The organism is Piscirickettsia salmonis LF-89 = ATCC VR-1361 (assembly GCF_000297215.2).
In the GTDB taxonomy this organism is placed as follows: domain Bacteria; phylum Pseudomonadota; class Gammaproteobacteria; order Piscirickettsiales; family Piscirickettsiaceae; genus Piscirickettsia; species Piscirickettsia salmonis.
Window position 1 is genome coordinate 1 of the sequence record NZ_AMFF02000080.1, and the last position, 12,597, is coordinate 12,597.

A 12,597-nucleotide genomic window follows, 5' to 3' on the forward strand; every position below is an offset into this window, starting at 1 on the left:
ACCTGTGCGTAAGGTGAGTTTGTAACTAAATTTAAATTGATTGCGAGAAAAAAATAATGTAATTACTTACAAAAATACCTGGTGTTGACGCTAGTTGAGTTGCTCTATGGAGGCTTAAATATCTTAAAAAGTAGGGTCTATTTGTATGTTTAAAGTGATACTATATTAACTCTGTTGTTATGATATAGACAGACTATATATAATTGATTAATAGCGAGCAGGCAAAAGGCAAGTTGAAAATTATGGTGGACTTAAAAAAAATTATTGCTGAATATCCTGAAGAGTACTGTTTATTATTAGAAGAAGCTTATGGTGCAGGGATGATGTCTGAAGGTGGCCATGAAGCTGTTGAGATTATGTTTCAGTATACTGATTTACCAGGGAAAAAAGCCTTAGATATTGGTTTTGGCCTTGGTGGTGTTGCATTTTATTTGGCAGAGCGCTATCAAACTAAAGTGACGGGAATCGAGATAAATCCTTGGTTAGCAGAAGAAGCAACACGCCGTTGTCCGCAATCATTAAAAGATTTAGTGCATTTTACTGCGTATCAGCAGCCACCATTATTGCCATTTGATGATGACTCTTTTGATTTTGTATATAGCAAGGGAGTCTTGACACATTTAGATGATAAATTACCTTTATTTAAAGAAGTTTATCGAGTATTAAAACCTGGCGGTGAATTGGTGATTGATGATTGGTTAAGTCCCGTAAAAGGTCAATGGGGAGCACGTTTGCAGCAAATGTGTGACATGGAAAACTTAACGTTATTTGCAGAAACAGAAGAAAACTATCATGATTTATTAGCCGCTGCTGGATTTTCTGAAATACAAATGCGTGATGAAAATAAAAATTATGCACGATACAATCAGAAAATTGTTGATTCTTTAAGTCGGTTAGAAGATAAGGCAGGGTTTGACCAACGTTTTGGCGAAAATGCATTACAAGAGACAATTGACTCCTATCAAATGATTACTGATTCGATAACAAATAATGAATTATTGATTCGCTGGCTTCGGTCTAAAGTATAATTTTTATAAAAATAAAGCTGCTTATTGCAATTAATAAACAGCTCTTTAAAGATTATTATTCTAATTAAACCCTGATGTTAAATACTATTTATTTTAAAGTTTTATTTTTAGAGGATTAGCGTGCTGTTTAAAAAACTCACTGATAAAATGCGTATATTTTTTAGAGGCAGTTTGAATATTCGCGCTGAAATCTTTTTCTTGATCATCAGTACCTGCAATATCTGAAATTGCCCGAATAAATAGTGCTGGAACATTGGCATGAAAACACACTTGAGCGACAGCAGCGGCTTCCATTTCACCGGCATAGAGGTTGTTAATATTGGTTTTTGCTCGGTCGATTAAAAAGGGCGTACTTAAAAATGAATCACCTGTTGCAATCGTACCGATATAGTAGGTAAGGTTTGCTTGCTGGCAGGTTATTTCTGCATGGATTTTTGCATGTTCATCGGGCTCAAAATGCGTGGGTAAACCCGGAATTTGGCCATAGGCATAACCAAAGCCGGTGACGTCGACATCGTTATGTAATACTTTGTCAGCAATGATAATATCACCAATCGTTAAATCTTGATGAAAGCCGCCTGCAGTTCCTGTATTAATCACTAAGCTTGGTTTAAAGCGTTCGATAAGTAAGGTGGTTGCCATTGCTGCATTGACTTTGCCAATGTTAGTTTGGACAATCAATGCATCTTGGTTATAAATCTTAGCCTCATGAAAGAGAATGTTATTAATTTCATGAGTTATCCCTGTGGTGTGTTCTTTTAATAGTTGTACTTCTTCTTCCATGGCGACAAGAATTGCAATTGTCATAGCGTGTCCTCTTTGTCTTTATAAATCTGTATTTATCAATAAATAAGAGCGCACAGCGCTCTTAAAAATAACTTCAAGTACTTTAGACATTAAAGCGAAAGTGCATCACATCACCATCTTGAACGATATAGTCTTTGCCTTCTAGGCGCCATTTACCCGCTTCTTTACAGCCAGCTTCGCCGTTATATTGAATAAAGTCAGCGTAGCTCATCACTTCAGCACGAATAAAACCCTTTTCAAAGTCAGTATGAATACGTCCGGCAGATTGAGGGCAGGTCGCGCCGATATGCACTGTCCAGGCGCGGACTTCTTTGACACCCGCGGTAAAGAACGTTTGCAAGGTGAGTAAATCGTAGCCGGCACGAATGACTCGATTCAGCCCGGGTTCTTCTAGGCCTAAATCTTGAATAAACTCGGCCTTTTCTTCGTCATCTAACACGGCAATTTCTGCTTCAATGGCGGCACAAATCGGTACAACAACCGCACCTTCTTTTTCTGCTAATTCTCTAACAGCGTCTAAGTGGGGGTTATTATCAAAGCCGCTTTCATTGACATTGGCAATATACATGGTGGGCTTTGATGTTAAAAACTGCAATGTTGCATAGGTGGGTGAGAGGTCACTATTGCCACTAAAGGTACGTACTGGGTGGCCCTCTTCAACATGAGCTTTAAGGGCGTGCATGAGCTCTAAATCTTGTTTGGCTTCTTTATTTGCACTTTTAGCTAATTTTTGTAAGCGCAAACAGGTACGCTCGAGCATTTCCATATCAGCAAGTAGTAGTTCCGTATTAATAACATCAATATCATCAATCGGGTTGATTTTACCTTCAACATGGACAATGTCTTCATTTTCAAAACAACGTACAACATGGGCGATGGCATCGGTTTCGCGAATATTTGCTAAAAATTTATTGCCAAGGCCCTCGCCTTTAGAAGCACCTTTGACTAAACCGGCAATATCAACAAATTCCATCGTGGTTGGAATGACTTTTTGTGGTTTGACGATGTTAGCAAGTTGCTCTAGGCGCAGGTCAGGCACTGGGACGATGCCTGTATTGGGTTCTATAGTACAAAAAGGATAGTTTGCTGCGTCGATTTCAGCTTGTGTAAGTGCATTAAAAAGTGTTGATTTGCCGACATTAGGAAGGCCAACGATACCGCATTTAAAACCCATGATCAGTCTCTACTAAAATAAATTAAATAATAAAACGTAATTGCAATTTGTTGTGTATTGTAACGAATTTATTAGCGACTGTGTAGAGCGTTCATGGCTTTTGCGGTGTGTCCGGCGAGGAGCTCGGCTAAAACCTCAAAGCTCGCATCGAGGCTTTGTAAAATTAGTGCATGTTCTGGCTTGGATGGTGCTTTAAGAACAAAGTTGACCACTTGAGATTTATTGCCAGGATGGCCGATACCGATACGTAAACGCTGAAAGTCGTTGGTGCCTAGTTGTGCGGTAATATCTCTTAAGCCATTGTGACCACCATGACCGCCACCTTGTTTTAAGCGTGCAGTGCCTGGAGGTAGGTCAAGCTCATCGTGAACAATTAGAATATGTTCGGGAGGGATTTTATAAAAGTGACTGTAGGCTTTAACGGCAAGGCCGGATCGATTCATAAAGGTCGTTGGAATAAGTAAGTGTGCATTGCCTAAGCCTGTTGCGTTAAGACGAGAGGCTAAACCATGAAATTTAGCCTCAGGGCGCAAAACAGTTTGATATTGTTTTGCCAGCTGTTCAACAAACCACACTCCTGCATTATGTCGCGTTTGTTCATATTCGGCGCCGGGGTTGCCGAGGCCAACAATGAGTTTTACAGGAGCGTCCATGTTGGTTATTCCTCAGCAGTTTCCTCATCACTGGATGCAGCATCATCGTCACTAGAGCCCTTATTAGCTTTGATAGCAACGATAGCGTGATCGTGATTACCACCTTGAACAAGTGCGCTGAGAGTAACGCCTTGTGGGACTTTAATATCAGATAGGTGTAAGGTTTGGCCGAGTTCTGTTTTGCCCATATCGACTTCAATAAATTCAGGAAGGTCAGCAGGTAGGCAGCTGATTTCTACTTCTGAGGCATAATGCTCAACATGGCCACCGAGTTTTACTGCAACTTCTTCGTTAGTAAAGTGTAACGGAATTGAAACGCTGAGCTTAGAGTTTGCATCGACACGTTGAAAGTCCAAGTGAGTGACTTTAGGCTTGTATGGATGGCGTTGCATATCTTTTAAGATGACTTGTTCTTTTTGGCCATCAATATTTAAGGTTAAAATTTGCGTGTAAAAGTGCTCGTGCTCTTCAACTTGTAATACTAGGTTGTGAGGGATGGCAAGTGACATTGGGTCTTTGTTGCCGCCATAGACGATAGCAGGGACTTGATCGGCAATACGACGGAGGCGGCGGCTCGCACCCTTCCCCTTATCCTGACGTAAAGCTGCAGGTAATTCGATAGTTTGTGACATAATTGTCTCCAAAGAGTTGAGAATTTAATTTAAATTAAAAAAGCTGCTGCTTCGCGACCAAAGCAACAGCGCATTATTATAGTGAAAAATAATTGCTTATTCAACAAACATTGAGCTGATTGACTCTTCATGGCAAACACGACGAATTGCCTCTGAGAGCATAGGCGCTAAAGAAAGTTGCTTGATTCTAGCGCATTGTTTGGCCGCCTCACTCAATGGAATCGTATCTGTAACAACAAGCTCAGTTAGGCTGGAGTTTTCAATATTGGCAATGGCATTACCTGATAGCACCGGGTGCACACAATAGGCTGACACATTGGTCGCACCTTGTTCACGCAAGGCTTCAGCGGCTTTACAAAGCGTACCTGCGGTATCGACGATATCGTCAACCAAGATACAATCGCGGCCTTTTACATCACCGATAATGTGCATGATGCGTGCTTCATTGGCGCGTGGGCGGCGTTTATCAATAATGGCAAGATCCGCATTGTTTAAGCGTTTGGCAAAACCACGGGCGCGGGCAACACCACCGACATCAGGTGAAACAACAACAGGGTCGATTAATTTTTTATCGAGCACATGCTCAAGCAAGACAGGAGAGCCATAGACATTGTCATGTGGGATATGAAAGAAACCTTGAATCTGTTCAGCATGAATATCTACGGTCATGACACGATTAATACCAACGCCTGCAAGCATGTCAGCAACCACTTTTGCAGTAATAGGGACACGAGAAGAGCGTGTGCGGCGATCTTGGCGTGCATAGCCATAATAGGGGATAACCGCGGTGATGCGTCCTGCAGATGAGCGGCGCAGGGCATCGGCTAAAATCATCACTTCCATCAGGTGGTCATTGGCTGGAGAACAGGTGGGTTGTAATATAAAAACATCGTTGCCGCGGACGTTTTCTAAGATTTCAGTAGAAATTTCACCATCGCTAAAGCAATTAATTTGCGCATTGCCTAAGGGGATGTGTAAGTGTTTTGCAATCTTGTTAGCAAGTTCAGGATGAGCATTGCCGGTAAAGAGCATTAATTTGGACACGCTGAGCTTCCTCTTGAGAGTGTAAGGGGATCGGGTTTAGTCAGTATGTTATAATATAGAGTTGGCTGGGGTACCTGGATTCGAACCAGGGGATGCCGGCATCAAAAGCCGGTGCCTTACCGCTTGGCGATACCCCACCTAAAATGCGCAAGTCTAGGCTCCTTTGCGCAAGTTGGGGGTATTCTACTGTGTGTGTTAGCGCTCTGTCAAACCTTTGTCACATTTTTGTCATAATCAAGGTATTACATGGATATATGCATGTAATTTATTAATTTTTCTGGCTTTTGTTCTGGCTTTTATTTTTAAATTAAAAAATACTGATAATTGTCAGCTATAAGCACTTTAATTTAAGTCAATTGCTGCCAATCACTAATGGCAATTTTTAGCCAAAGTTGCTGGTTCTTTAAGCGGATTAAGGTGGGCAAGGGCAAGCCGTTTTGCCACTGGTAGCGTTGGTAACTAATATTCCAACCCGATTGGCTGAGAGTAATTAAGCGACCATACTCATCGAGTGTTTTTTGATACGGCATATCAGGAGAGGCTAAGCCACGTACCCAATAATAGAGGCCATTGACAGGCAGACTCCAACCTAAAAGGCTTTGCATAAGCAGCTGGGCTGAATTAGCTTCAGTGGTTTGACCGTGGCTGTCAGTAAAGCGGTATTGGCCCTGTTGGTGGGTGAGTTGAATTTCACCAATGCCTAAAGGCCCTGATAAATTGACTTGATAGCAGTCGAGACCTTGTTGAGACCAGTTTAAATTTGCTTGTTGTGCTTGCTTGGCATAGCGCACGGCGATGATGCCTTGCAATTGCCAGTGCGTTTTTGTAACTAATTGTTGTTGATACTGCTGCCAGGCTGCATTGTTGTTTTTAGGTAGCGGGGGCGTTGAATGATCTGCTGTGGTGGTTGCGCAAGCGTTCAGTAATACTATGCAAGCTAATAAATATAATGGTTTTATGGTTTTAGTGTATGCACGCTGAAGTTGAGTTATGAGCGTCTTTATCTTCATCTTTATCATTGCTTTTTTGTTTTTTGGTTGGGGTTTTTGATTTAGGCTTGTTGCTGGTTAGATTGTGGGCTGAAGATGTAATCTTAATATATCTTTATTGTAAAATATATATCTAACGTATTGAGCGTGAGTATTGGGCGTGGTGTGAGTTTAATTTGCGTGGATTTGGTTTTTAAAACTGATGGCTTCTGTCCAGTTTGGGCGCTTTATTAGAATATCTGTTAATATCGCGCGAGCGAGCTGAGGGCGCTCTGTGTGGATAAATTTGGCGATGATTAAAGCGGCTTCTGGATGAAAAGTCTGCTGTTGGTGAAGTGTGCTGAAAAGTGCGCTTAAGTGGGCCCGTTCAACGGGGGTTGACTCTTCTGTGACGAGCTTTAAGTAAGGCTTGGCTTTTTGATTGATGGTGATGCGGCCTAAATAAGGGAGGGCTTTGATATAATTTTTACTGGAAATGAGCATGAGGACAACTAAAGCTTGCGGTTTGGGATTGCTGAGTGCCTGGTTGGCCCAGAGTATGGCCGGTTCTAGTGCCATATTGGGTTGGTTCATTTCCAAGGCCAGTCGAGTGGTGTGAGCGGCTAATTTTTTGTTACGGCTGCTTAAAGTCGTGTTATGATAATGTCGCAACGCGAGATCATAATGACCGCGCTGATAAGCGACTTCAGCAATAAGAAGTTCATGCAAGTCCTCGGTTGCAAAATTAGGTTGGACAGAAGAAGATGGTTGCGCTGTATATTGCTCCGCACCGGTGCTACACGCGTAGCATAGCGTAGTAGTGAGACTGATCAAGGCGTAGCGCTTAAGCACACAGTTACCTTTGTCTGTATTTTAAAGAGGACTCTGCTTTGTATCGACCATAGATAGTAGAAACTTAACTTTAAGAATAATGCTGGGGTGGTATTTGAACGGGTTAAGTTTTGACTGCTAAAGTAAAGATATTACATATAAATATTTGATTAAGTTGAACGTTGAACAATGCAATTATTTGTTTTAGGGGTGAATTACACGACTGCACCACTGGCTGTACGTGAGCGGGTAGGGATTGTGGAGAGTGAGCTGACTGGGTTTTTGCAGTCGGCGATGGCGAGTGGTCAGCTAAAAGGTGTGATTGTTGTATCTACCTGTAATCGTACCGAGTTGTATGGCCAAGCTGAGGACATCAGTGCGGTGGAGCGTTGGTGGGTGCATGGCAGTGGTCTGGAAAATTTAAGCGACTATGTATATTGCCATTGTGGCGAGCAGGTGGTCGAACATTTGATGCAAGTGGCTTGTGGTTTAGATTCATTAGTCCTGGGAGAGCCACAGATTTTAGGTCAACTTAAAGCGGCATTTTCTATAGCTCAGCAGGCTGAAGTCACAACGCCGGTGCTAGAGCGTTTATTTCAGCACTCGTTTTCTGCAGCGAAGCGTGTGCGTACTGAAACTGCCGTGGGGGCCTGTCCTGTGTCGGTGGCTTTTACTGCAGTGCGTTTAAGTCAAAAGATGTTCAGCAACTTAGAGGCAACGACTGTCTTGGTGATTGGTGCTGGAGATACCGCACAATTAGTGGCGCGTCACTTAAAGCAATATGGCGTTGGGCGTTTGATCATTGCCAATCGAACCTTGGCGCATGCCCAAGTGCTGGCTGAAAAAGTAGCGGGCGAGGCTATAAGTTTGACTGACTTACCTGTATGTTTGCCTGCTGCAAATATTATTGTCACCGCCACAGGTAGTCGAGAGCCGATTATTAGTCGGGCCATGGTTGAACAGGCACATGCGTTGCGTGATCATGATGATCCGACGTTAATGGTTGACCTTGCGGTACCACGTGATATTAGTGCAGCTGTGGCAGATTGTAAAAGTGTTTACTTGTATACGGTAGATGACTTACAGCAAGTGATTCAAGAGAGTAAGAAAAGCCGTAAACAAGCGGCGTTAGCAGCGCAGGCGCTGATTCATGAAGAAAAAGATAAATTTCATGCCTGGTATCGCTCTTTACATGTTAGTGATGTGATTAGTGATTATCGTGGTCAGGTGCTTGAAGTACGTGATGTATTGGTTGCAGAAGCGCTCAGTGCATTAAAAAATGGTCAGCTTGCTGAACATGTGGTTGAAACCCTGGGGCATCGCTTAGTCAATAAGGTGATGCACACGCCGAGTGTACGCTTGCGTGAGGCGGCTCGTGATGGGCGTCATGAACTTGTGTCGTATGCCTCTGAGCTTTTAGGGGTGGATAAAAAAGATCGGATATTATGAAAACATCAATACAAGAAAAATTACTAACAGTGCAAGAGCGTTATCAAGAATTAGAAGTTTTATTGGGTGATCCAGGCGTGATTAGCCAACAAGAGACCTTTCGTGATTATTCTAAAGAATATGCGCAACTAGAGCCGATTGTTAAGTGTTTTGAAGATTATCTACAAGCACAAGATAGTCGAGAGACTGCCGAGCAAATGTTACTGGATGATGATCCAGATATGCGTGAGATGGCCCAAGAAGAAGTGAAAGCATCCAATGAACGCTGTGAGTTGTTGGCACTTGAGCTGCAAAAATTGATGTTACCGCAAGATCCACATGATAGTAGCAATGTTTTTTTAGAGGTTCGTGCTGGCACTGGCGGTGATGAAGCGGCGATTTTTGCCGGTGATTTATTTCGTATGTATAGCCGCTATGCGGAAAATAATCGCTGGCAAGTGGAATTAATCTCCGAGCGTGAAGGTGACCATGGTGGTTATAAAGAAATTATTGTGCGCATTATTGGCACTGGCGTCTATTCTAAATTGAAGTTTGAGTCTGGCGCGCATCGCGTCCAGCGTGTTCCGGCGACTGAATCGCAAGGACGTGTTCATACCTCCGCGTGTACGGTAGCGATTATGCCTGAAGTGGACGCGGTGAATGAGATTGAGATTAATACCAATGATTTGCGTATTGATACGTTTCGTGCCTCAGGAGCGGGTGGTCAACATGTTAATAAAACGGATTCAGCGATTCGGATTACCCATTTACCGACTGGCGTGGTCGTTGAGTGTCAGGATGAGCGGTCTCAGCATAAAAACAAGGCGAAAGCCCTTGCATTATTACAATCACGCTTATTAACGGCAGAGCAGTCACGTCAGCAAGCTGAGCAAGCTGAAGAGCGTAGAAACCTCGTGGGTTCTGGGGATCGTTCTGAGCGGATTCGTACGTATAACTATCCGCAAGGTCGCATTACTGACCATCGCATTAACTTGACGTTATATAAGTTGGATGACGTGATGGAAGGGGATTTAACTGAGATTATTGGCAGCTTAATTCAAGAGCATCAGGCGGATTTGCTCGCGAGCATGGAAGGTGCCTGATCTTGTTATTATACAGACGGCTTTAGATGAAGCTATTTTAAGATTAGAAAAATCAGTTGATTTAGATAATATTGATGAACGATTTGAAGCTGAGTTATTACTTGGCTTTGTTTTGGCTAAAAATCGTGCATTTTTGCGTGCTTTTGCTGAGAAAACATTAAGCTCAGAGCAATATCAGCGGTTTATAACCTACATTCATCGTCGTTGTTATGGTGAGCCTATTGCCTATATTTTAGGTGAGCGTGAATTTTGGTCATTGTCGTTGAAAGTGACAGCAGCGACACTGATTCCACGGCCAGAGACGGAAGTTTTGGTTGATTCTGTATTAAACTCTAGCTATTTATCTAAAAAAAGTTTTAAAGAGCATCCCCTACGTATTGCTGATTTGGGCACCGGTTCTGGGGCAATTGCCTGTGCATTAGCACATAGTCGGCCACGCTGGCAGTTGGATGCAGTTGATTTTTCGCGTGAGGCGTTAATGGTGGCTAAAGAGAATGCGGGGCATTTGGGCTTAAACAACATTAACTTTTATTATGGCTCTTGGTGTGAGCCTTTACAGGGCTTTTATGATGCGATTGTTGCCAATCCACCGTATATCGAAGACCAAGATCAGCACCTTGTGCAAGGTGATGTACGCTTTGAGCCACACACGGCACTCGTATCTGGCCAGCAGGGTTTGGATGATATTGCGTTAATTATCAGCCAAGCTCCAGCTTTTTTAAAGCCGCAAGGCTTGTTGGCTTTAGAGCATGGCTATCAGCAAGGAGCGGCTGTGCGAGATTTATTTAAGCAAGCAGATTTTGTTGAGGTTCAAACCATTCAAGATCTTTCAGGACAGGATCGAGTGACGCTCGCTTATTACTCAGGTGGTTGAATGGCTGCTCTGGTGAGAGTGAGACGGGTGTTTGGATTGTTGGTGTAATTTTTTTCTTTGCAGCCAGGCTAAGATGACTGTGCTGATGATCGCTAGAGTAAAGATAAAAATGGCAATAGGCGTAATCGTTCCGGTAAAGAGTAAACCGGCAAGACCAACAAATAGTGCTGCGGCGCAGAGGCGTAGGGCATTACATAAGGCGGAGGCGATACCTCTAATTTCTGGAATCACTTCCATATAGTTACCAAAGATAATGGTCAGCATTAAAGCGACACCTGCGGCAAAAATCGACATGGTAATGGTGATGAGCAAGGCTGAATCAGCGAAAAATAACCCGGTGAACAATAATAAAATAGCGCCAATGGCCATGGTAATAGTGCTGTAATGTAAGGCCTTTTTCATACCTAATAAATGAATGATACGTCCACATGCCATGCTGATTGCAGCAAAAGCAAGTAAGACTGCACCTTGATAATAAGGGAAGGCTGACTCTGAAATGTGTAAATGATTGACAAAAATTAAAGACAGTCCCGAAATATAGACCATGTAAGCGCCAAATACACAGCAGATAATCAGTAAGTAGCTAAGTGATTCAGTATGGGTTATCAGTCGATAATAGCCATGCGTAATCGATTTGATGTGCAGGGGGACTCTGCTTTTTTTAGGCAGCGATTCTTTAATGAGAAAGATAGCAAGAAGTAAGGCGAGTATGGCGACAAAAGCTAAAAATAAAAAATTAGCACGCCAGCCAAATTGAGTGTGAATAAAACCGCCAGCTAACGGTGAGGCTGCCATAGCAATTGTAGTTATGCTGTTGAGGATGCCTAAAATACGTGCGGCTGCTTCTTTACTATATAAGTCAAAGATGACAGTTCCAGGGATGACAAAGCAGGCACCGCTGCCGATGCCTTCAATAAAACGCCAGAAGATAATATTGCTTAATGAAAGTGAAAATACACAGCCAACAGCGCCAAAAACAAAGATAACAAGGCCGGTCAGTAAGATGGGCTTGCGGCCATAGCTATCTGCGAGTGGACCATAAAATAGGCTTGAGATGCAAAGCCCTAAAAAATTCATGCTGATCAGGAGCTGAATTTGGTTGGAAGATGCCAAATAATAGTGTTGCATCGCCGGTAAGCTTGGAATAAATAAGTCGGTTTCTATTGCTGCGGCGATAACGGCAATGACTGAGACAAAGAGTGTGAGTTTTGCTCGGTTGCATGGTGTGGTCACAGTCATTAGGGCAAGGCTCCGGTTGTTATTGTTTTGATAAAAAGTAGGCGAATGACTAGCGATGATAAAAAGTTAAGTTTAATCATTCTGGATGGAGATGATACAGATAAGTGCTGTATGATTATGCACTGTTTTGCTACTTGCTGATGTTTATGTTGTATTGTTTAATAAAATTAAAATATAGCACAAACAAGGTTCAGTATAAACTTAAAGTTTTTTAGCTAAAATTTTGATTAATTGAAGGCCTAGGAAAAACAAAGTTTGTCAAACAATGCTTTCAGTAAGTAAATGATATAAAAAGCGGGTTTGTTACTTTCTGTGCAAGCGTTTCTCGGGTTAGAAGTTGATTCTCTGTAGGGTAGCCAAGGCTTTGTAGCGTTTTTAGAACCTTAAATGTAATCGATGATTATAATCGTGACCATTTATTGATTAAGCTTGTTTTTTCTAATGAGGTGATAATACGATAAAAACGTAACAATATCTTAATGTGTTTTTAATAATTTACAATTTAAAATCTATCTACTTAAAAAGTACTGGTATTTTATCTGTTATAAGATTTTTTATTATGAAATAAAATTATCAATATGAAATCAAAAAATAATTTATGGATGTTTAATCACAAAATTTTAATAAGATTTAAATTAATAATTTTGAAATTAAATAAAGTAATAAAAATAAGAAATTAAATTATGCCGGGAACCCGAGTTAAATTTAAAGATAGAAAATCTGCATCTGAACAGCTTTTTCGAGCAATTCAATCATCCGCTGCGAGCCATGGAGTGCTAAGCACGGGGTGAGTAGGCCGAGGTAGGTTCGGGTTTT

The 12,597-nt window shown here is 42.0% G+C and carries 12 protein-coding genes and 1 tRNA gene; 4 read left to right on the forward strand and 9 right to left on the reverse strand.

The features are described from left to right. Nucleotides 1–242 precede the first annotated feature (242 nt). Nucleotides 243–1,028 (forward strand): class I SAM-dependent methyltransferase, encoded by a 786-nt coding sequence (locus C200_RS14560; RefSeq protein WP_230391885.1) that lies wholly within the window; start codon nucleotides 243–245, stop codon nucleotides 1,026–1,028. A gap of 93 nt (nucleotides 1,029–1,121) precedes the next feature. Here C200_RS14560 and C200_RS08450 read toward each other — a convergent pair whose 3' ends face one another. From C200_RS08450 to C200_RS08485, 8 genes are all read right to left on the reverse strand, one after another. Next, nucleotides 1,122–1,835, reverse strand: a complete 714-nt coding sequence (locus C200_RS08450; RefSeq protein ID WP_016210599.1) for a 5'-methylthioadenosine/adenosylhomocysteine nucleosidase — start codon at nucleotides 1,833–1,835, stop codon at nucleotides 1,122–1,124. Between the two features lie 82 nt (nucleotides 1,836–1,917). Then, entirely contained in the window at nucleotides 1,918–3,009 is a 1,092-nt protein-coding gene (ychF, locus tag C200_RS08455; RefSeq protein WP_016210601.1) for a redox-regulated ATPase YchF, read from the reverse strand. 71 nt (nucleotides 3,010–3,080) lie between these two features. Next, the gene (gene pth, locus C200_RS08460) at nucleotides 3,081–3,662 is read right to left on the reverse strand and encodes an aminoacyl-tRNA hydrolase (RefSeq protein WP_016210603.1); all 582 of its coding nucleotides are present in this window, start codon (nucleotides 3,660–3,662) and stop codon (nucleotides 3,081–3,083) included. 5 nt (nucleotides 3,663–3,667) lie between these two features. Further along, nucleotides 3,668–4,294 (reverse strand): 50S ribosomal protein L25/general stress protein Ctc, encoded by a 627-nt coding sequence (locus tag C200_RS08465; RefSeq protein WP_016210606.1) that lies wholly within the window; start codon nucleotides 4,292–4,294, stop codon nucleotides 3,668–3,670. Between the two features lie 96 nt (nucleotides 4,295–4,390). Next, complete coding sequence (locus C200_RS08470) at nucleotides 4,391–5,326, reverse strand: ribose-phosphate pyrophosphokinase (protein ID WP_016210609.1); 936 nt, start codon at nucleotides 5,324–5,326, stop codon at nucleotides 4,391–4,393. Between the two features lie 74 nt (nucleotides 5,327–5,400). Beyond that, nucleotides 5,401–5,475: transfer RNA gene (locus C200_RS08475), tRNA-Gln, on the reverse strand. A gap of 210 nt (nucleotides 5,476–5,685) precedes the next feature. Continuing rightward, on the reverse strand, nucleotides 5,686–6,348 hold the full coding sequence (gene lolB / locus C200_RS08480; RefSeq protein ID WP_016210600.1) for a lipoprotein insertase outer membrane protein LolB: 663 nt from the start codon (nucleotides 6,346–6,348) through the stop codon (nucleotides 5,686–5,688). Nucleotides 6,349–6,498: 150 nt separating this feature from the next. Continuing rightward, entirely contained in the window at nucleotides 6,499–7,158 is a 660-nt protein-coding gene (locus C200_RS08485) for a hypothetical protein (protein WP_016210598.1), read from the reverse strand. Nucleotides 7,159–7,326: 168 nt separating this feature from the next. Between C200_RS08485 and hemA the strand changes: the two genes are divergently transcribed. From hemA to prmC, 3 genes are read left to right on the forward strand one after another with little or no spacing between them, the layout of a single operon-like run. Continuing rightward, a complete protein-coding gene (gene hemA, locus C200_RS08490) occupies nucleotides 7,327–8,586 on the forward strand; it encodes a glutamyl-tRNA reductase (RefSeq protein ID WP_016210607.1) in 1,260 nt (419 codons plus the stop codon). Then, nucleotides 8,583–9,668, forward strand: coding sequence for a peptide chain release factor 1 (prfA, locus tag C200_RS08495; RefSeq protein ID WP_016210611.1), 1,086 nt, complete (start codon nucleotides 8,583–8,585; stop codon nucleotides 9,666–9,668). Before hemA ends, prfA begins: the two co-directional genes overlap by 4 nt. Further along, a complete protein-coding gene (prmC, locus tag C200_RS08500; RefSeq protein ID WP_016210605.1) occupies nucleotides 9,661–10,542 on the forward strand; it encodes a peptide chain release factor N(5)-glutamine methyltransferase in 882 nt (293 codons plus the stop codon). The genes prfA and prmC overlap by 8 nt, the downstream gene beginning before the upstream one ends. On the opposite strand, the gene C200_RS08505 is transcribed toward prmC, so the two are convergent. Continuing rightward, nucleotides 10,531–11,781, reverse strand: a complete 1,251-nt coding sequence (locus tag C200_RS08505) for a multidrug effflux MFS transporter (protein ID WP_016210612.1) — start codon at nucleotides 11,779–11,781, stop codon at nucleotides 10,531–10,533. The two genes, prmC and C200_RS08505, sit on opposite strands and share 12 nt — an antisense overlap. Between the last annotated feature and the right edge of the window lie 816 nt (nucleotides 11,782–12,597).